The following is a 19,571-nucleotide window of genomic DNA, read 5'->3' as shown; positions in this document are numbered from 1 at the left end:
TCAAGCAATAGAAAAAGGGACAGCTGCACGCTGCCCCTTTTTTCTTATGTTTAATTTGCTTCTGCTGTGTTTGCAAGCTTGCGTGTGCGGATGCTCAAAACCATCCATAACAGCAAGTTGAAAACCACTGCAAAACCGGCCAAGACCCCTATGCTGAGAGCAAACATCCCCAATCCGTAAGCAGACGTCATTGCTTCTCGGAAACCGAGCAACGCGTAGCTCATCGGCACCACATTGTGTACGCTTTGGAAGAAGGAGTTCGTCACTTCAACCGGGAATGTTCCGCCGCTTGCCCCGAGCTGAAGCACTAAGATAATCATGGCTAAAAAGCGGCCGGGATTTCCAAGCGTTAGGCTTAGGAACATGATCATAAACATGTAAGCAAGCGAAGTCATAATAGAAATTGCAATAAATTCCCCAATATTTTCTACTTGCAAGTGGAAGCCGAACAGCATGATCGCATCAACAATCAAAGCTGCAGCTGTCGCTTGAATAAATCCGAGCGAAAACTTGCTGAACCACCAAGACCATCCAGAAGTCGGACGCCCGGCCGGCACGTTGAGCGGAAATACGAGGTTGAATGACAATGCGCCTACGTATAACCCGAGCGATAGAATATATGGAGCCAGCGCATGCCCGTAGTTCGGCACTTCGCTTTTTTTGCTTTCGGTAGCTGTTGCAGGAGCCGCAATCATCTCCAGGTTTGCATCTGTTATTTCTGTTTGATTGATTTCTTCAGCTCCATCATTTAAGCTGTCTTCCAATTTCCCTGAACCTTTTTCCAATTGTACAAGGCCAGCACCCAATTCCCCAGAACCGTTTTTGAGCGCCGTCGCGCCGTCTCTAATGCCACTGGCTCCAGTTGCCAAGTCGTCTGCTCCGTTGGACAAAGCTGGAAGTCCGCCGACTAACTGGCCTGTGCCGTCTTTCAATCCACTTGCCCCTGCATTCAAATCAGCTGAATTTGCTGCCAGCGTATTTGATCCTTCCTGCAGTTGGCCAGCTCCTTTCGCCACTTTGCCAACGCCTTCGGTATAGGCGGCTGTTCCTTGCCGCAGCTGCTCAGAGCCTTGCTGCAGCTGGGCTGCTCCATCCACCAGGCCGTTCGAGCCAGATGCAAGAGCTGATACACCGTTATTCAACGATGAACTGCCTTCTGCTAATTGGCCGACTGCACCGGCAAGTTTTGGCAATTGGTTTGCCGCCTGAGAAGTTCCAGCGAGCAAATCGCCGCTGCCTTGCAGCGCTTCAGAAATGCCCGCATTCAATTCTCCAGCTCCCGGAATCAATTTGCCGCCAAGCGCCTCATGAATCGACGAATAGCCGCCCAGTGCTTGGCTTGCTCCTGGAACCACTTGCCCTGCCGCATTATTTAAGCGGGCGATTTGGTCCGGCAAGGTTTCAAGCGCTTGAAATGCTGGTATGACTGTTTCAGTCAAATCGGTTGAAACCGCCGATAAGCTGGCAGCTAACGCATCAAGGCTTGCTTCCTGGCTTGCCGCCTGCGCTTCTTCGCTTTGGCTGACGGCGGCTGTTAATTCCGCTTGCTGTTCAGCTGTTAGTTCCGAATAAGCTGAACTAGCTTCCAAAGCCGCTGTTGCATTCGAAGCTTGAGCGTTCTGCAAATCTCCAAGCGCCTGCTGGGCCGCCGACAAATTTGCTTGCAGCTCGGTCACTCCCGCTGCACTGCCTGCAGAAACCGATTGGTTCAATTGGCTGAGGCCTGATTGAATGCCTTCAAGCCCCTGCTGTAAACTGCTTATTTGGTCTCCTGCCGGAAGTTGCCCCTCCAAGGAAGTGAGCCCTTGTTCAAGTGAGGCGCTGCCTGTTTCCAATTCAGCAAGGCCCGCGTTCAATGCTTGCTGTCCTGCCGTAAGCTGGCCGATGCCAGAAGCAGGATCTGTTAACTTAGCGGTTTGCGCTTCAAGTTCATGCAGCCCATCGTTCAATTGGCTGCTGCCAGTTTGCGCTTCGGAAAGCCCGCTGTTTAGCTGCTGGGCTCCCGGAAGAAGCGACCCTAGTCCATTTGCTAGTTGAGCAGAACCTTGAACGAGTGCCGAACCGTTTGCATTCAATTCTGCTGTTCCTTCTGCTAGTCCTACGATGCCGTTGTTCAAGTCGCCGACGCCTTGGGTATAAGCGAAAATCCCTTTATTCAACTGCTCTGCACCTTTATCCAATTTCATTGCACCGCTGGCAAATTGGGCAGTCCCCACTTCCAGCTGTTCGGCGCCTTCTTGGAAAGTCAATGTTCCAGCCGCCAATTCGCTTAATCCGGCCGCCAGCTTGTCATTGCCTTTTTCCAGGTCAATCGAACTATCGCCCAGTTTTTCTGCCCCGTCGGCCGCTTCTGCCATGCCATCGCCAATTGTGTCAATTTGCTCAAATACTGCTTTTACGTATTCTTGGGTAACGCTTTTTGCAATTTGTTCCCGAATGCTCGCTGTCGCTTGCTTGCTGACCGATTCAGCAAAAAAACTGCGGCCCGGATTCGTTTCGAATTGCAAATTCATCGGTTTTGGCTGGACACCCAACGCAGTAGAAGCATTAAAAGAAAACTCTTCCGGTATGGTCAATACCATAAAATATTTTCCGTCATCCATGCCGCGTTCTGCTTCTTTTGCATCGGTAAAATGCCAATCGAGGTTATGGTTTTGTTTTAAATTCGCCACAAGCTCATCGCCAACTGCAAACGTCTGCCCTTCATACTCTGCTGGCTGGTCCTCGTTGACCACGGCTACCGGCAATAACTCAGTTTTCCCGTAAGGATCCCAGGAAGAACCGAGGAAAAAACCGCCATAAATAATGGGAATGAACATCATGACAATCATCGTGCCAAGCAATAGCGGTTTTGCCAGCAATTGTTTCCATTCCAATTTCAACATTTTCATTTTTTCTCATCCTGTTCTCTATTCATTACATCGCTTAAAGTTTCTCGATTCCAATCCAGCCGCGGCAAATTCGACGTTCCGAGCCCTTCTTCCAAAAGATCCGCAGCTGTTACTTTTGAGAAGTATTCCACAATCAATTGGTCTGCTTGATGGAACACTTTCCTCAACACATCTTGTCCGCGTTCCGCATACTGGCCGTCATGAAAAGCACGGCTGATCAATCCGGTATCCGGATAAATGGCAATCGGCCCTTCCATCGCTTCGATCAAGTGAAGCATGGTCACTTCCTCTACCGGTTTAGCCAGTGAAATGCCGCCATTATTTCCCGAAACTGATGAAACGATTCCTTGAACCACAAGTTTCCGTGTAATTTTTTTCAAATAAGAAGGCGAAACTTCAAGCCGCCTGCTGATTTCATCTGATGCCAATGGCGCGCTGCTTTCTTGCGTTGCAAGCAGCACAATAATGCAAATGGCTTGTTCTACTCCTTTTGTTAACTGCATGGGACTTCTCCTCATTCTCTTAGACTTCTTTTATCCATTATGGACATTATATATCTATAAACAGTAAACCACTTTTGCTCATGCAATACAATCATGTTCACTTTTTCTCCACAAAAAAGACAGAGACGAACATCTCTGCCTACTGCTTTATGGTTTTCTACTGCTTATCTACTTTAAAGGTAAACTCTATCCTGACCGATTTGCCTGCCGGAACCCGTACACGGAACTCCACTTTCCCGGAATTTTTCACTTCGTAGTCATGCGTGGATGTTTCCATTTTCCAAGCAGCTTCGTCAATGTCATGATCAATAAGCAGCCGCACGGTTTCTTTTTTTCTGTTTTTCACTTCATACAGATGGGTTACGTATTCGTAGCCTTCCCGTTTCTCCCGCTTCGCTTCCCAACTTTTGCTCAAAACATCAAAGGCGTCGCCAATGGCAAAGGAAGCTTGCTCATCTTTAGGTATGTGGGCCATTTCCCCTTCGCCAATAAATTCTAGACCGCCATCCAGCCCCTCTTCGTAAACATGGATGTTGCCTTTTGGCAGAATGGCTTCCTGACATTTAAATTTCACTTTGACTTGGGCACATTCGCTCCATTTGTTCACTTCGTATACTTTCCGAAACGGCATGTTTTGGAATTTCAACAAACGAAACCTTGTAAGCTGGCCGTTTAATAATTCCGCAGTTTGGCCAAGCGGATAAATGTAATAATCGGCAAAACTTTGTTCTTGGGGCTGTGGGTCATTTCCTGAACTGGCATAAAGCATGGCTTCCTTGGAAAATGCCCGTTCTGGCAGCTGCCGGTATACATTGCCCGCAATCAGCTTGACGTCAGCCCGGCAAAAAGAGATGCCTGTGTCGTTGCGGATATTTGCCCAGCCAAATAACTCGAGCGCTTCTCCACGGATGTTTGCCGTATAGGAGGTTTGCCATTCAATGCCTCTCGCCAAATAAGCAAGTTGGACGTTTTGAGCGGTGCTTGCCGGATCGATCTTCAAGAGAATCGACGGCTCCACCAATGCACCTTCCGGCATCGGCGGGAGAACCAGTTCGCCGGCCGGATTGAGGATAATTTCTTTTGTGTCCACTTGCTCGCCGATAATGCCATTTGCGGCGCTAAGCAGACGCATGTTCAATTTTTGTCCCGTTGCCGGATTGCGCACCGAAATTTCTTGGCCAATAAACCGCTCCAACAACTTCAGGGCGTTTGGAATATCATTATCTATATTTTGTTCAAGCACATGCAATCCGTGGATGACCAGCGAATCTGCTTCAATTGTCCGGGGAATTCCTGCAAGTTGAATTTCCGAAAACTGCTCTTCAGCCGGGATTGTTCGCCCTTCAGTTATGGCTGCGAAACCGTTTTGATAAATCACTACTTTAAGTGATTGCTGATCCTTAATTGTCGAATGAAATCGCATTTCGCCACCCCTTCCTTACTTAAACCAACCTATCTGATTGCAGAAGCCAAAAAAGGCAAGGCCAAGCTATACCAGCCGCCTTGCCCTTGAAACCATTTCTTCGCTGTATGCTTCCTGTTAAGTTTTGCCCGACATTTATGGATTTAAGTCAGAGCTTGCCGTTCACTTATCCATGCAAACGTGATGTCGGTATATTGCGAAGAACTTCTTTGAACCCTGCTATTGAACCAAATTCCCAACATTCACAATAGGTATCTCCTATTCGTATATAAGTCGGTTTCTTTTGCTATTTTATCATTTATTGCTAAAAGTTATATCTGTTTTCTGACTATTCGACAGATTTTCTTTCTTGCTGCCTCTAAAAAGCTACCGCCCGCCGCCATTCTGTTTTACACTGAAAAAAGGAGGCGATATCATGACGAAAAAAATGTTTGCGAGCGACAATAATTCCGGCATCCATCCGTCCATTTTCGAAGCTCTTTTAGAAGCTAACGACGGGCATGCCCCGGCTTATGGCGATGATGCCAGGACAGCCAAAGCAGTCGAGAAATTCCGGAAGCAGTTTGGCGAAGAAAGCGATGTGCTTTTTGTATTCAACGGAACCGGCGCAAATGTCACGGGATTGAAAGCTATGGTGCGCTCTCACCAAGCGATCATTTGTACCGAAGGCGCGCATATCCATGCCGATGAAGGCGGCGCTGCGGAAGGGTTTATCGGCGGCAAACTGTTGACGGTGCCATCTGAAGATGGAAAATTGACTGTTGCCGATATCGAAAGGCAATTGAGCCACATCGGTTCGCAGCACCGGAGCCAGCCAAAAGCGATCTCCATTTCCCAATGCACAGAACTCGGAACTGTCTACACCATCGAAGAAATTAAAGAGCTTGCCTCTTTCGCCCATCAAAACGGGTTGTATGTACATATGGACGGTGCCCGCATCAGCAATGCAGCGGCGTTCCTCGGCTGCACGTTAAAAGAAATGACGACCGATGCGGGAGTCGATATGCTGTCGTTTGGCGGCACTAAAAATGGGCTGATGATCGGCGAAGCCGTCGTCTGCCTGCGCGAAGAATTTGCGTCCGAGCTGAAATACATTCGAAAACAAGGCATGCAGCTTGGGTCTAAAATGCGTTTTGTTTCTGCGCAATTCGAGCGCTTGTTGACCGATGACCTATGGCTTCAAAATGCCCGCCAAGCAAATCGCATGGCTCAGCGCCTGGCGAGCGGCCTGCAAAAATACCCAGCAGTCACACTTACTCAGCCCATTGAATCGAATGCTGTTTTTGCAAGCATGCCAAAAGAACAAATCCAACAGCTTCAAAAAACATACGCTTTTGCCTTATGGAATGAAGCAAAAAGCGAAATCCGCCTTGTCACCTCGTTTGATACGACCGAAAAAGACGTGGACCAATTTTTATCAGCTGCTGCAACTGTCTTTTCATAAGTAAAAAGCACTTCGGGCTCAGCGCCCGAAGTGCTTTTTCAAATAATCGACGACCTGCAGACGACAAGGTTCCGTTAGCGGCGATTTTGTAGGATGAACCAACTCCCCGTACAATAGATCCCCTAAAAACCGGACTTCTTCGCGGAAATGCTGATTAAGTTCACGGTCAAACACTTCTACTTGCACATATAAAGAAGTTCCTTGTTCAACAAAATCAATAACAGTTACGTAAGAGTCCACTGGCTTCTCTCCTTAAAAAAGGCCGAAAAGCACGATCGCTTTCCAGCCTTTTGGTCGCTTAAAATAATCCGATGGCTTCTCCATCCGGACCAACATCCATTCTTAATGCAGCCGGCTGTTTTGGCAAGCCGGGCATCGTCATGATGTCTCCGGTCAAACATACCAAAAACCCTGCCCCTAATTTCGGCATAATTTCCCGAATGGTAATGACAAAGCCTTCAGGCCGTCCCAGCAACTTTGGCTGATCGGACAGTGAATACTGCGTTTTTGCCATGCAGATCGGCAATTCGTCCCAGCCGTATTTTTTCAACTCAATCAGTTGTTTTTGAGCTTTGTCGGACAACAAAATCTCTGACCCGCCATAAACTTTCTGGACAATGGCCCGAAGCTTTTCTTCGACAGAATCGGTTTCTTCGTATAAAAATGCAAAATTCGACGGCCGCTCCAGCTCTTTTTTGACAAGTTTCGCCAACTCCACTCCGCCTTTTCCGCCTTGTTCCCACACATTTGTCAGCGCAATGGCTACGCCTTCCGATTTTGCCCAATTCATAATTTCCGCAATTTCTTCCGAAGTATCCGCAACAAAGCGGTTTAGCGCTACAACCGGTTCGATGCCAAACTGGCGGATGGTGTCGACATGTTTGGCCAAATTAACCATGCCCCGTCTAACGGCATCCGGGTTCACTTCACCCAGTTGATCTTTGGCGACGCCTCCGTGCATTTTCAACGCGCGGACAGTAGCGACAATGACCACAGCATCTGGATGGAAACCGCCTTTCCGCGATTTGATGTGCATGAATTTCTCGGCGCCTAAGTCTGCTCCAAAGCCTGCTTCGGTTACGACAATGTCCGCTAATTGGCGGGCGGTATTGGTAGCCATCAAGGAGTTGCAGCCGTGCGCGATGTTCGCAAAGGGACCGCCGTGGATAATAGCCGGCGTTCCTTCGATGGTTTGAACCAGATTGGGCTTGAATGCATCTTTCAGCAACAGAGCCAGCGCCCCTTCTACACCCAAATCCCGGACCATCACCGGCTCTTTGTCATATGTATAGCCAATGACCATATGCGCAAGCCGATCTTTTAAATCTTCCAACGAACTGGCTAAACAAAGCACTGCCATAATTTCCGAAGCTACAGTGATGTCAAAGCCGTCTTGTCTCGGGATTCCTTGCGCCGGCCCCCCAAGGCCGATCGTTACTTGGCGCAGTGCACGGTCATTAATATCCAATGCCCGCTTCCACGTGATGCGGCGTGGATCCAGATTCAAAGGATTGCCTTGGTGCAAATGATTGTCGATAAAAGCTGCCAATGCATTATTGGCTGACGTAATGGCATGAATGTCTCCTGTAAAGTGAAGGTTGATGTCTTCCATCGGCAGCACTTGGGCAAATCCGCCGCCAGTTGCACCGCCTTTAACTCCCATAACCGGACCCAATGAAGGTTCGCGCAGCGCGACAATAACCGATTCGCTGAGTTGGCTAAACGCATCAGCCAACCCTACCGTTACGGTAGATTTCCCTTCCCCCGCCGGAGTCGGGCTAATGGCTGTGACCAATACCACCTTGCCGAAATTCTCAGCCGGAGCCAATAAATTCACATTGATTTTCGCTTTATAATTTCCATATTGTTCTAAAGCTTCCCGTGGAATTCCCGCTCGGTCTCCAATTTCCTGGATCGGCAAAATTTTAGCCTCTTTTGCAATCGACAGATCTGTAAGTGCCATTCATCGCCCTACTTTCATTTTTCTTTTATTATAACGCGCTAAATTTATTTTCAAAGTAAAAAAACAACCGCATTTCGCAAAGCGAAAAACGGTTATCGGAAAATCTTATTTTTTCTTTTCAATAACTACGATTTCTTTGTCGCCGTCTTTTTTATCTTCTTCTTTAAATTCTTCTGTTACATCGTCCATGATTCCTTTAGTTGAGTTTTTGAATTCTCTCAACGTTTGCCCGGCAGCTCTTCCCAATTGGGGCAATTTAGCTGGCCCAAAAATGATCAAAGCAATGATTAGAATTAAAATTAAACCTGGTACACCTATATTTGGCATGGTTTTCCCTCCTGAGGATCTATAATTTTGCAAGCTCTTCTAGTTGTTTTAACTTTCGTTTATACGTCCAGCCGGAAACAATAATACTGATCTCGAACAACACAAACAATGGAATGATGATCAATACATCGGAAACAAAGTCTGGCGGGGTGATAAGGACGCCTACTACAACTAAAACAAAATAGGCGATTTTGCGCATTTTTCTTAGCGTAAATGGTGTAACAATCCCAAGCTTCGTCAAAAACATGACGATGACCGGCATTTCAAAAATAATGCCGACCGGGATAATTAAATTAAACATAAACGTAAAATACTGGCTCATTCCATACGTTTCCGTCGCTCCAATGGATTGATTGATATCGGACATAAACTCCAACATCAAAGGAAACACAACGAAATAACTAAAACTTATGCCGGCTATGAATAGTAAACATGATGCCGGGATAAAAAAGACCGTGCCTTTTGCTTCTTGCTCAGACAAACCCGGTTTCACAAACAGCCAGATTTGATGCAAAGCAATCGGCAACGTTATTAAAATGGCTAGGATCAATGCACACTTGAAGTATATCATGATGCCGTCGGTAAAGCCGAATACGTTCCATTCCACATGTACGGCGGTCGGCTGCAATTTGATAAACTGCAATATTCTAGCAGAAATCGCAAACCCTATTCCAAGTGAAACAATAAAAGCTAACGCAATAATAATAAGCCGTTTTCTTAGCTCTGCTAAGTGTTCAACAACTGTTTCTTCCTTATTCATTTCTTAACCACCTACTTCATCAACTCCGGGAAACACGTCAGTTCAAAGATGTAAGCCATCTTTTTTCCACCAAAAGCTTTGTCACATTTTGAAATAAATGAATAAAATTTTGACTGACGCTTCATTCCACTTGTTATTATACTCCTCATGACTGATTTGTAAATCATATAGCGGCGGTCTTTCCCTAAATGTGAAGAGCCCGTGAACAAAACCGTCAAATATACACAGTCAGTTATGCATGAGAAGCGAGCGAATGCTTTCAGCGGCAGTTCTTTCTGAAATGGGTATTTGCCCTATTTTGCGTTCTAGCCGTTTTCAATTAAGACCAACACTCATCACATTATATGAATATATTACTTAGCATCAGTCTGTCCTTCTATAGGAGTGCTCTATCAAGATAGATGAATGCGTGTATCGCTTGATAAAAAGCCGCTAGCTATTGATTAATTCTCTTTGCCTTCGCTTCTTTTCCCTCAAACAGTTTCTTATCCAGGAAACATAACTCATAGGTTATGAAAACATGCTTAAAAATATATTATATTTATATCACCGGCAAGAGTATACTTTACTCTTGTGTGTCGATTAAAAGCAAAAAAATGGTAAACCACTCTAATTTTTTACATTTTTATTCCTTACAATAGAGCCTTATCCACATAAACGATGAAACCTTTTCGGTTTTTAGTACTGCATACGCATGCAGTACCTTCGTCTTTAAGTCGGCCGCTATTTCATATATACGTTCAGAGGTGAATGATCCATGTTAAGTTCAATCGGTATTCCGGGACTGCTCATCATTTTAGCTCTTGCTTTAATTCTATTTGGTCCAGCAAAACTGCCTCAACTCGGCAGAGCCGTAGGTGAAACGTTGCGGGAATTTAAAACATCGACGAAAGATATCATCGATGAAGCAATCGAGCCAACAGCAACTGAAGCCAAAGAGTTAAATAAGGACTGAGCCCTTTGCTCTCCCCTCGCTTTTTAGGTTTCCTTGAAGCGGGAACCAATTTATATCTTTAATCATTTTACGCAATAGGAGGGTTTTCAATGCCAACAAACCAAGAGAAAGATCAAGAAAAAATCCAAAGCAATTCAAGAAGAACGTTCTTGAAAAATTCCGGATTGACTGTAGGCGGCCTTGTTTTAGGTGGAGCTTTAGGCGGATTGCTGAAAAGTGATTCGGCAAGCAGCTCAGGAGCAGACCATTCTTCACATACCGCAACTGCAACAACCGCTAACTTTAACCAAGCGCTAATGTACTTGGATAAAACGCAATTCGATACGATCGAAGCTGCAGCAGAACAAATTTTCCCTAAAACGGATATTGGTCCAGGAGCCAAAGAATTATTGGTTGCTTATTACATTGACCATCAGCTTGCTGGAAACTGGGGCTTAAACACGAAGGAATACATGGCCGCTCCATTCAAACCAAACCAATCCGTCCCTGAAATGGGTTATCAAGGCCATTTGAGAAGACAAGAAATTTTCAGCCTTGGCATTGAAGCATTGAACAAAGAAAGCAACAAACGGTTCAAGAGCGAAGACGGAAAAAAAACCTTGAACTTCTATGAACTTGAAGCAGAACAACAAATCGAAATTTTGAAAGATTTCGAAGCCGATAAAGTAAAAGTAAATGGAGCATTCAAAGCCAGCTATTTCTTCAGCCTGCTCCGCAAAGCCACAATCGAAGGCGTATACGCTGACCCGCTTTATGGCGGAAACAAAGATATGCAAGGCTGGAAAATGAAAAATTTCCCAGGCCATCAAATGAATATGAAAGAAGCAGCTGCGAGTGAGAAGTTAGTGACACTTAAACCGCAAAGCTTAAATTCTCAACACAAGCATTAATAATGAAGGGTGATTCTAATGGCAAAAACATTACCGGAAACTGACATAGTATTAGTCGGTGTAGGTTGGACAGGCGGTATTCTTGCTGCTGAACTTACAAGAAAAGGCTATAAAGTAGTAGGGATTGAACGAGGAAAAGAACGTTCGACAAAAGATTTCATGATGGCACACGATGAACTACGCTATGCTGAACGCAAAGAAATGATGAACGACTTATCAAAAGAAACAATGACATTCCGGCACAACACAAACCAAGTCGCACAGCCTTACCGCGAATGGGGCGCGTTCTTGATCGGCGATGGCGTCGGCGGATCTGGCATGCACTGGAACGGCCAAACGTTCCGCTTCTTGCCATACGATTTCGAAATCTATTCCAAAACGGTTGAACGTTACGGAAAAAACAAAATTCCAAAAGACATGACGTTGCAGGACTGGGGCATCACATACGATGAGCTGGAACCGTATTTCGATAAATTTGATGCAATGACAGGAATCGGCGGAGAACCGAACCCGCTTCCAGGTTCACCGCAAGTCAAATACCCGAACCCGCCAATGATTGATACACCGGCCATCAAATTGTTTAAAGAAGCTGCAAAAGGTTTGGGTTACCACCCATACCACATGCCTTCAAACAACTTGACCCAAAACTACACAAACCCAGATGGCATTTCTCGTATGGCATGCCAATACTGCGGATTCTGCGAACGTTTCGGCTGTGAATACGGTGCGAAAGCGGACCCAGTTGTAACAGTTCTTCCTGTTGCAAAAGAAACAGGCAATTTCGAAGTGCGTACACACTCAATTGTCCGCCGCGTATTGCACGAAAATGGAAAAGCAACAGGCGTTCTTTATGTGGATACACGCACAGGCGAAGAGTTTATCCAACCTGCAAAAGTTGTTGCAGTTACTGCATACGGCATGAACAACGCGAGACTTTTGCTTAACTCCAAACTTGGCCGTCCTTACAACCCTGAAACAGGAAAAGGCGTTATTGGTAAAAACTATGCTTACCAAATGTACTTGGGCCAAGCATACGGATTCTTCGAAGAAAAAGATTTCAACGTCTATGCGGGCGCTGGTGCACTAGGAGCTCAAATCGATGACTTTAACGGCGACTTTTTCGACCATAGCGACTTGAAATTCTTGCATGGGGCAACCATCCACATCACGCAGCTTGGTGATCGCCCAATTGCAAACAACCGCGTCCCTTCAGATGTTCCGTCATGGGGGGCTGAATTTAAAGATCAATCGGTCAAATATGCAAACAAAAACTTGTTGATCAAAGCACAAGGGGCTTCCCTTCCGTTCAAAGACAACTACTTGGACCTTGACCCAACGTATACAGATGCAAATGGAGACCCTCTTCTTCGCGTGACGTTCAACTGGCGTGAGCAAGACCGTGAATTGTCGAAATTCATGGGTGAAAAATCAGCCGAAATCATGAAAGCAATGGGCGCTGATATCGTCGACATGCACGGAGATGATGTTAAGGATTTTGATATCCGAAACTACCAATCTACGCATAATACCGGCGGCGTCATCATGGGGGCAGATCCGGAAACAAGTGCTTTGAATTCTTACTTGCAAATGTGGGATTGCGAAAACGTATTTGTGCCTGGCGCAAGTGCTTTCCCTCACAACTCTGGCTATAACCCGACAAATACAGTTGGCGCATTGTCATACCGGGCTGCAGAAGGAATTGAGAAATACCTTAAAGACGGCGGATCTCTCGTTTAATTCACTATCTTCCTAACTGTTCTATTAATATAGAAGGTTAATTGCCGCATGCTTAGAGGAAAGCTTGCGGCAATTCCTCTTTTCGATATAGTGAAAAACAGCGATTAGGCTCTCCATACAACTTTTTAAAGGGCAGGTGAAAAGAGTGACAAACCACAGCAATGAGGAATTAAGACTGATCAACCAGCTGCTCTTAGCCATATTCTTGGTAACGGATTTCGGCTATTTCCTATTTTTGAACAATCCAGTATTTCCCTGGTTCGCTTTGGCAGGAGCCGGAGTCGGGCTTGCCATCATCGTGTATTGCTGGTCAGGCACTAAATACTGGCTATTCAACACCATCTTATTGTTAAGCACAGCGGTCTTTTCCGTTGTTTACAACTTTACCGCTATGTTTGGCCACCACGGATAATTTCAGAATGCATACAAAAACAGCCGGCTCTCATGAGCCGGCTGTTTTTGTTTAGTTGCAAACTCTCTTATACTTAGATTACACTGAGTAAATTGTATCGCTGAAAAGAGGGAAATCGAATGGATTTGTTGCAATTAAAGTATTTCCAAGAAGTTGCAAAACACCAGCATTTAACAAAAGCAGCCCAGGAACTGAATGTCTCCCAGCCTGCTTTAAGCAAAATGATTTCTAAATTGGAACAACGCCTGGGCTATCAATTGTTTGACCGAAGCGGCCGCCAAATCCGATTAAATCCATTGGGCAAAGCTTATTTGAAAATTGTTGAAAACGTCTTTTTGGAACTGCAAAAAGGCGAAAAGGAACTGGCTTTCTTGTCCGAAAAGCAAAATGAGCTGATTTCTGTGGCTGTAACGATCCCAACTATCTTACCGCAATTGCTGGGTGGATTTTTGAAAAGCCATCCTAAAGCGCGCTTCCGCCAATACCAGGCGTTTGCCGAGCGAATGAAAAAGCAGCTTGAGAGTGGAGAAATTGATGTCGGCATCTCTTCCTTCCCCATTGAAGGCGAAGGCATTGAATGGCATCCCATTATTGAGGAAGAAATCTTATTGGCAGTTCCCCTCTCCCATCCTTTTGCTAACCGCAAAAGCATTCAGTTAGTGGAAGCGAAAAACGACCCTTTTATTGGCATGCCGCTGGGATCGGGCTACCGGCAAATGACGGAAAACTTTTGCGCTGAAGCTGGATTTTCGCCCAATTTCGCTTTTGAAGGCGATGAAACGGGCGTTACACACGAACTCGTCGAAAGAGGTCTCGGTGTGGCTTTTAGCCCGGCTTTGATCCGAAGCCAGCGTCTGCCTTCTTTAAAAGTTGCCGAAATCCACATTACCGAACCGAGATGCTCCCGTTCTGTCGGGCTGGTTTGGCACAAAGACCGCGCGCAGACAAAAACCGTCCAAGAGTTTATTGCCTATACCATTGATTTTTTGGAACAAACCAAACTGCTATCAAAAAACAACTGAGTCAATTGGAGGATTTCAAGATGAATACCGGTCATCTTCGGCTAAGGTCAATTCAGGAAAATCCTTTTCAATTGTTTCGTATAGATCGTGTTCCGCCAAATACTCAAACAGTTCTTCTTCCTCCATCTTATAAAACTCCTGCAACGTTGAGCCGGCCGCATCGTGAAGCTGGATGATGTATTTTCTTCGTCTGTTTTTGCTGATGACGTATATATCCATTGGCTGGTACCGTTTGACCGTGCGCAAGTTTTGGTGTTCGATGATCGAGGCAGCGTCCATTTTGTCCAAATGCGTAAAAAGAAAGGCTTCCGTCCGTTTTTGTTCTGCTGAAATAAAACTCATCTTCGCCTGGTGCTTGTTGACGAACCGCTCCGATAAGTTCTGGTGAAACGTAATGGTCCCCCACTCCACTTTGTCCCGGTGCTTTTCAATAAAGCGTTCAGACAATACTTGATGCCGTGTGATGGCGTTCCAATCCACTTTTTCTTCGTGCCGGTCAATTAGCTGCATCGGCAGTTTTTGATAAAGCGACAGGCAGCTCCATGACAGTTCATCTTGGTGTTTTTCAATAAACGCCGGAGACAAGCCTTTGGAAGCGGCCGATTCTTTTTTCATCGAGACAATCGCCCAATACGCGCGTTCATCAAATGGCTTCCCTTCTTTTTCGACTGCGTTTCGCTGGCGCTTGCTCAGCTTCTCCACATCCAGCTGCCATTTGTCTTCATGGGCAAATTCTTCAATAAACCCTTCTGAAAGCTTCTGGTTGTAAATAACCTCCTCCCAGTACAAGCGATCGCTAAACTCCCGGATAAACGCTTCAGACAACTCTTGATGCTCCGAAACTAGCTTCCAATTGACTTGATCACTGGTTTCTCTTATAAATTCCTCTGCCAGCGCTTCTTCTTTGCACACCGTATTCCACGGAATGGAGCGTTTATCTTTATAGCCTTTTGCTTCCAATAATTCTGCTAAAGTATGAATCATTTCTTTCACGCTCTTTTCACTTGATGTTTTTCTATTTTATCATGTACATATTCCCTTATTAAAAGCGATAAAACGGCCGACCCTTTTTCAAGTTTCGTTATCTTGCGAATCTACTCCATAAACGTTATCAAACCAGCGAAAAGGTGTAAACTAGGAGTAGAGGTGATGGACAGATGAACACGCAAAAACAGCCGCCTATCCCAGCAGATTTTTGGCAAGCCATCATAGAAAACAATCCCGCTTTTGATGACCGTTTTTTCTATGGCGTGGCAACGACCGGAATTTTTTGCCGCCCTTCCTGCAAATCCCGATTGCCGCACAAAGACAATGTCCGGATCTTCAACAACGCATATATCGCTTTAGCTGAGGGGTTCCGCCCATGCAAACGCTGCAAGCCCGACGGATTGAACTTGCCGGCTGATGAGTGGGTGCAGCACATTACGGAATGGATCGACGATCATTTCACCGAAGACGTATCTTTAGAAAAACTGGCAGACATTGCCCATGGAAGCCCTTACCATTTGCAGCGGCTGTTTACAAAAACGAAAGGCCTGTCGCCCACCGCTTACATTCAGGAACTTCGCTTGGAAAAAGCAGCCCGCGACTTGCGGACCACCAAGCTTTCCGTTGAAGCGATCGGAAAAGCAGCCGGATTTTCAAATACGCCTTATTTTATTACCTTATTTAAAAAGAAAAAGGGAGAAACCCCTGGAAGTTTTCGAAAAGGAGTGAACAGCTATGAACCAAACCGTTGAATGGTCTATCCTAAAGCAGGAACAATGGACGCTTTATGTAGCAAAAACAACAAAAGGCCTTTGTTACGTTGGATCTCCCGGAGCATCATTTGAAGAATTAAGCGCTTATGTCCATAAGCGCTTTCCGAACGTCGAACTGGTTGAGAATCGTCAAGCTTTGGAACCGTATGCCGACGAATTGATCCGTTATTTCAACGGCTCTACACAAGGTTTTTCAATTCCCATCGACATCAAAGGAACGCCATTTCAAGAAGAAATTTGGCGCGCGCTGCAGACCATTCCTTATGGAAAAACAATGTCCTATTCAGAAATTGCGGCGTTAATCAATCGGCCAACCGCTGTCCGGGCAGTGGGTTCTGCCATTGGCGCCAATCCGCTGCTCATCACCGTTCCTTGCCACCGGGTAATCAGCAAAAATGGCACTATTGCCGGCTATCGCGGCGGCTTGGCATTAAAGCAATTCTTGTTGGACTTGGAGCTTTCGGGCAAATAAAAAAAGCGGGAGAAGATACTGCTTTTCTCCTGCCGTTTTTTGCTTATTTTTCTGGCGCACTCATGCCATGCAGGATGAAATCAGCATACCTATCGGCCAATTCCTGGGCAGTCAATGCACCTTCAGGATTGAACCATTGATAGCTCCAATTGGTGACGCCCAGAACCGCAAACGTCGTAATTTTCGGCTCGAGGCTATCGCGAAATTCGCCTGACTGAATGCCTTCTTTTATGATTGCTTCAAGCCGGCCGCGGAATTCCGCTCGTTTCGCCCGAATAATTGCGGCGTTTCCTTTTGATAAATGGCGCAGTTCACGAAAATAAACGCGTCCGACCGCCCCTTGTTTTTCAATATCGCCAATCAGCAATTCCACTACGTTTACCAATTTGTCGCGGCAAGTTTTTCCGTTTTCCACGATAGCCTTTTGCCTTCTCAGCAAATCGTCGATGTAGCGAAGATGGATATCCATCAAAAGAGCTTCTTTGCTCTTGAAATGGTAATAAAATGACCCCTTCGTCACGCCAAGCGCATCCACAATATCTTGAATGGATGTGGCACTGAACCCTTTTTCTACAAATAACTTGGTGCTTTGTTCGATTAATTCCACTTTCATAAAGGGTCACTGCCTTTCTGCTGATCTGTATGGTCTTTTGGAAACAGTATATCATTTTTAAAGGCATCTTTTTAAAAAAGCCACAGCAAAAAGAGAGCGCCAACTGCACTCTCTTTGGTGTGTTACCGATTTATTCAAATCGAAAAAACAAGATCTCCTTTTATCACTGGCTTGCCGCTTTGATTGACGGCTTCGACGGTAAATTCAAGATGCTTGTTGTGCTTTTCTTTCACCGTCGCTTTTAACGTAAGGACATCGCCAAGGAACACCATTCCTTTAAAACGAATGGAGTAGTCTTGAATAAACCCTTCTTCTAAAAACGGAGTAAACAACTTCGCCAAATTCCCCATCGTCCACATGCCATGCGCAATGATGCCTGGCAGCCCTGCTTTTTCCGCTTCTTCATCAATGGTGTGGATGGGATTAAAATCTCCGGAAGCGCCCGAGTATTTGATTAAATCCATGCGAGTTACGGGTGCTAATTGAAGCTCGGGAATAGATTCCCCTATTTGCAGATCCGCTGCACGGTTCATGCGGGCATCCCCTTTCGTGCGGCTTCGTTGATGATGACGATTCGCTCTTCCGTGAAAAGCAGTTCACCCTCTTCATCTTCGCCGTATTTTATAATCACCAGAAAGCCCATATCGCCAAAACTGCCGCTTTTCTCGTAATAATCTTTTACTTCCATCCAGCAGTAAACGTCTTCATCGACGAAAAGCGGGCGATTGTAATGGTAAATTTGCTCGCCGTGAATCAAGCCTTTTTCAGGAAGCGCCAATTCGACGATTGTACCGGCGTCAAACGTTACCGGGAACGTAGCCGGAGCGATGTTTCGCTTGTATCGCGATTTAGCGCCCACTTGTTCATCGATATAAATCAGTGCCAAATCATTGATCGCTTCCGCAAATTTCCGGACGGCTCCTTTTTCGACGGTGTTTTTTACTTTATCGGATTTTTTGCCAATGCACTCTTTTAACATGTTAATTGCCCCTCTCTTAGTCTTGAGGTCCACCCGCCACATACAGCACTTGTCCGCTAACAAAAGACGATCGCTCATCCGCAAAAAATGCTACGGCATTTGCAATGTCTTCCGGTTTCCCGGACCGGCCAACCGGAATCGCTGAAACGCTCGCTTTCACCAGTTCTTCAAACGGCACACCGATTCGTTCCGCTGTCGCTTTTGTCATGTCGGTTTCAATAAACCCTGGAGCTACAGCGTTTGCCGTTACGCCAAACTTTCCAAGTTCGATCGCCAAAGTTTTCGTAAAACCTTGCAGCCCCGCTTTTGCAGTAGAGTAGTTGGCTTGTCCGCGGTTGCCGAGTGCGGAAGTTGAGGAAATATTAATGATGCGCCCGTATTTGTTTTGAATCATGTACTGCTGTGCCGCACGCGTTGCGTAAAACGCCCCTTTCAAATGCACATCCATAACCGTCAGCCAATCGTCATCGGTCATTTTAAATAGCATGTTATCGCGGATAACGCCGGCATTGTTAACCAAAATATCAACAGAGCCAAAACGCTCGAACACTTCTTTCATCGCAGCTTCAATTTGTTCACGGTCGGTCACGCTGGCATTTTTCGTGTACACTGAATAGCCTTTTTCTTTTAATTCGCTTTCCGCAGAAGCCAACGCTTCTTCATTGACGTCAATTATCGCCACATTGGCCCCTTCACTGGCAAACCGTTCAACGATCTGCCGGCCAATCCCGCGGCTTCCTCCTGTAACGAATGCCGTTCTTCCTTCAAATGCCTTTGCCATGTTTCGTTCATCCTTTCATCTGCTTTCTCATAAATCGATTGCTTTTTAAGCTACTAAACGGTCAGTATGTAAAAGATAAAAAACTCAAATATTAAGTTGAACTAAAAAATTATCCTTTTACACACCGCTCCGGACGCTTTGGGAAATGCAAAGAATATTGTCTCTGCACCGCTACGCTAGCTTCGATACATGAAAGGGCGCTGCTCTTCGCAAAAGAGTTGCCAATCTTATTTCTTCTTTTTCACAATTGCCACGGTGCAGCGCGAAACGCAAATCAATTTTTCTTCTTCATCGATAATTTTAATGTCCCATACCATTGTTGTCCGCCCTTTATGCAGCGGCGTTCCAATCGCTGTCACCAGCCCTTCGCTTTTTCCGCGGATGTGATTGGCGTTGATTTCAAGCCCTACCGCGAACTCGCTCTCCTGGTCGATCAAGTTCCACGTTCCGATACTGGCTACCGATTCAGCCAAAACGACCGAAGCACCGCCATGCAGCTGGCCAAAAGGCTGATGCGTAGCTGCGTGGACCGGCATGGTGGCCGTCACCCGTTCCGCTGTGATTTCGCCCATTTCAATGCCGAGCACCCCTGCAATCGTCTCTTCTGCTGGTTTTAATTTCATTTCAAACTTCCTTTCG

Annotated in this window: 21 protein-coding genes; 8 read left to right on the top strand and 13 right to left on the bottom strand. The window is 45.8% G+C overall.

Annotated elements, in window-relative coordinates; translation table 11 throughout:
• Positions 1 to 50 precede the first annotated feature (50 nt).
• The 3 genes from ACRRQV_RS12175 to ACRRQV_RS12165 form a co-directional block, all read right to left on the bottom strand.
• The gene (locus ACRRQV_RS12175; RefSeq protein ID WP_432531183.1) at positions 51 to 2,891 is read right to left on the bottom strand and encodes a YhgE/Pip family protein; all 2,841 of its coding nucleotides are present in this window, start codon (positions 2,889 to 2,891) and stop codon (positions 51 to 53) included.
• Entirely contained in the window at positions 2,888 to 3,394 is a 507-nt protein-coding gene (locus ACRRQV_RS12170) for an RrF2 family transcriptional regulator (protein WP_432531181.1), read from the bottom strand. The genes ACRRQV_RS12175 and ACRRQV_RS12170 overlap by 4 nt, the downstream gene beginning before the upstream one ends.
• 157 nt (positions 3,395 to 3,551) lie before the next feature.
• A complete protein-coding gene (locus ACRRQV_RS12165; protein WP_432531179.1) occupies positions 3,552 to 4,817 on the bottom strand; it encodes a DUF4139 domain-containing protein in 1,266 nt (421 codons plus the stop codon).
• A gap of 415 nt (positions 4,818 to 5,232) precedes the next feature.
• Here ACRRQV_RS12165 and ACRRQV_RS12160 point away from each other — a divergent pair, with 415 nt between their 5' ends.
• Positions 5,233 to 6,261: a threonine aldolase family protein gene (locus tag ACRRQV_RS12160; protein WP_432531177.1), complete on the top strand. Its 1,029-nt coding sequence runs from the start codon at positions 5,233 to 5,235 to the stop codon at positions 6,259 to 6,261.
• 18 nt (positions 6,262 to 6,279) lie between these two features.
• Here ACRRQV_RS12160 and ACRRQV_RS12155 read toward each other — a convergent pair whose 3' ends face one another.
• The 4 genes from ACRRQV_RS12155 to tatC all read right to left on the bottom strand — a co-directional run bounded on the left by ACRRQV_RS12155 (position 6,280) and on the right by tatC (position 9,311).
• Positions 6,280 to 6,501: a hypothetical protein gene (locus ACRRQV_RS12155; protein WP_432531176.1), complete on the bottom strand. Its 222-nt coding sequence runs from the start codon at positions 6,499 to 6,501 to the stop codon at positions 6,280 to 6,282.
• 58 nt (positions 6,502 to 6,559) lie between these two features.
• A complete protein-coding gene (locus ACRRQV_RS12150; protein WP_432531174.1) occupies positions 6,560 to 8,224 on the bottom strand; it encodes a formate--tetrahydrofolate ligase in 1,665 nt (554 codons plus the stop codon).
• A 105-nt stretch (positions 8,225 to 8,329) separates the two neighbouring features.
• On the bottom strand, positions 8,330 to 8,551 hold the full coding sequence (tatA, locus tag ACRRQV_RS12145; RefSeq protein WP_432531172.1) for a twin-arginine translocase TatA/TatE family subunit: 222 nt from the start codon (positions 8,549 to 8,551) through the stop codon (positions 8,330 to 8,332).
• Positions 8,552 to 8,570: 19 nt separating this feature from the next.
• Positions 8,571 to 9,311, bottom strand: a complete 741-nt coding sequence (gene tatC, locus ACRRQV_RS12140) for a twin-arginine translocase subunit TatC (protein ID WP_432531169.1) — start codon at positions 9,309 to 9,311, stop codon at positions 8,571 to 8,573.
• Between the two features lie 757 nt (positions 9,312 to 10,068).
• Between tatC and tatA (ACRRQV_RS12135) the strand changes: the two genes are divergently transcribed.
• The 5 genes from tatA (ACRRQV_RS12135) (at position 10,069) to ACRRQV_RS12115 (ending at position 14,327) form a co-directional block, all read left to right on the top strand.
• Complete coding sequence (tatA, locus tag ACRRQV_RS12135) at positions 10,069 to 10,266, top strand: twin-arginine translocase TatA/TatE family subunit (RefSeq protein ID WP_432531167.1); 198 nt, start codon at positions 10,069 to 10,071, stop codon at positions 10,264 to 10,266.
• An 89-nt stretch (positions 10,267 to 10,355) separates the two neighbouring features.
• Positions 10,356 to 11,156 (top strand): gluconate 2-dehydrogenase subunit 3 family protein, encoded by an 801-nt coding sequence (locus ACRRQV_RS12130; RefSeq protein WP_432531165.1) that lies wholly within the window; start codon positions 10,356 to 10,358, stop codon positions 11,154 to 11,156.
• 18 nt (positions 11,157 to 11,174) lie between these two features.
• On the top strand, positions 11,175 to 12,893 hold the full coding sequence (locus ACRRQV_RS12125; RefSeq protein ID WP_432531163.1) for a GMC family oxidoreductase: 1,719 nt from the start codon (positions 11,175 to 11,177) through the stop codon (positions 12,891 to 12,893).
• A gap of 136 nt (positions 12,894 to 13,029) precedes the next feature.
• Positions 13,030 to 13,305, top strand: a complete 276-nt coding sequence (locus ACRRQV_RS12120; RefSeq protein WP_432531160.1) for a hypothetical protein — start codon at positions 13,030 to 13,032, stop codon at positions 13,303 to 13,305.
• Between the two features lie 119 nt (positions 13,306 to 13,424).
• A complete protein-coding gene (locus ACRRQV_RS12115; protein WP_432531158.1) occupies positions 13,425 to 14,327 on the top strand; it encodes a LysR family transcriptional regulator in 903 nt (300 codons plus the stop codon).
• Between the two features lie 15 nt (positions 14,328 to 14,342).
• Here ACRRQV_RS12115 and ACRRQV_RS12110 read toward each other — a convergent pair whose 3' ends face one another.
• Positions 14,343 to 15,311 carry a hypothetical protein gene (locus ACRRQV_RS12110; RefSeq protein ID WP_432531155.1) on the bottom strand — a complete coding sequence of 323 codons (969 nt, stop codon included), beginning with the start codon at positions 15,309 to 15,311 and terminating at the stop codon, positions 14,343 to 14,345.
• Between the two features lie 173 nt (positions 15,312 to 15,484).
• On the opposite strand from ACRRQV_RS12110, the gene ACRRQV_RS12105 reads away from it, so the two are divergent.
• Together ACRRQV_RS12105 and ACRRQV_RS12100 are read left to right on the top strand one after the other, a co-directional pair.
• A complete protein-coding gene (locus tag ACRRQV_RS12105) occupies positions 15,485 to 16,066 on the top strand; it encodes a bifunctional transcriptional activator/DNA repair enzyme AdaA (protein ID WP_432531153.1) in 582 nt (193 codons plus the stop codon).
• Positions 16,050 to 16,559, top strand: coding sequence for a methylated-DNA--[protein]-cysteine S-methyltransferase (locus ACRRQV_RS12100; protein WP_432531151.1), 510 nt, complete (start codon positions 16,050 to 16,052; stop codon positions 16,557 to 16,559). Before ACRRQV_RS12105 ends, ACRRQV_RS12100 begins: the two co-directional genes overlap by 17 nt.
• 43 nt (positions 16,560 to 16,602) lie before the next feature.
• Here the strand turns inward: ACRRQV_RS12100 and ACRRQV_RS12095 are convergent, their stop codons facing one another.
• The 5 genes from ACRRQV_RS12095 to ACRRQV_RS12075 form a co-directional block, all read right to left on the bottom strand.
• Positions 16,603 to 17,172: a TetR/AcrR family transcriptional regulator gene (locus ACRRQV_RS12095; RefSeq protein ID WP_432531149.1), complete on the bottom strand. Its 570-nt coding sequence runs from the start codon at positions 17,170 to 17,172 to the stop codon at positions 16,603 to 16,605.
• 134 nt (positions 17,173 to 17,306) lie between these two features.
• Positions 17,307 to 17,705 (bottom strand): MaoC/PaaZ C-terminal domain-containing protein, encoded by a 399-nt coding sequence (locus ACRRQV_RS12090; protein ID WP_432531146.1) that lies wholly within the window; start codon positions 17,703 to 17,705, stop codon positions 17,307 to 17,309.
• Positions 17,702 to 18,151, bottom strand: coding sequence for an FAS1-like dehydratase domain-containing protein (locus ACRRQV_RS12085; RefSeq protein ID WP_432531144.1), 450 nt, complete (start codon positions 18,149 to 18,151; stop codon positions 17,702 to 17,704). The genes ACRRQV_RS12090 and ACRRQV_RS12085 overlap by 4 nt, the downstream gene beginning before the upstream one ends.
• Positions 18,152 to 18,167: 16 nt before the next feature.
• Positions 18,168 to 18,932 (bottom strand): 3-oxoacyl-ACP reductase FabG, encoded by a 765-nt coding sequence (fabG, locus tag ACRRQV_RS12080; RefSeq protein ID WP_432531142.1) that lies wholly within the window; start codon positions 18,930 to 18,932, stop codon positions 18,168 to 18,170.
• 227 nt (positions 18,933 to 19,159) lie between these two features.
• A complete protein-coding gene (locus ACRRQV_RS12075; protein ID WP_432531140.1) occupies positions 19,160 to 19,555 on the bottom strand; it encodes a hotdog fold thioesterase in 396 nt (131 codons plus the stop codon).
• Positions 19,556 to 19,571: the final 16 nt, after the last annotated feature.

Origin of the sequence: Planococcus sp. YIM B11945, from assembly GCF_050864155.1 — a bacterium.
GTDB lineage: Bacteria > Bacillota > Bacilli > Bacillales_A > Planococcaceae > Planococcus.
Note: the sequence above shows the minus strand (reverse complement) of the source record. Positions and strands in the feature narration are given on the sequence as shown.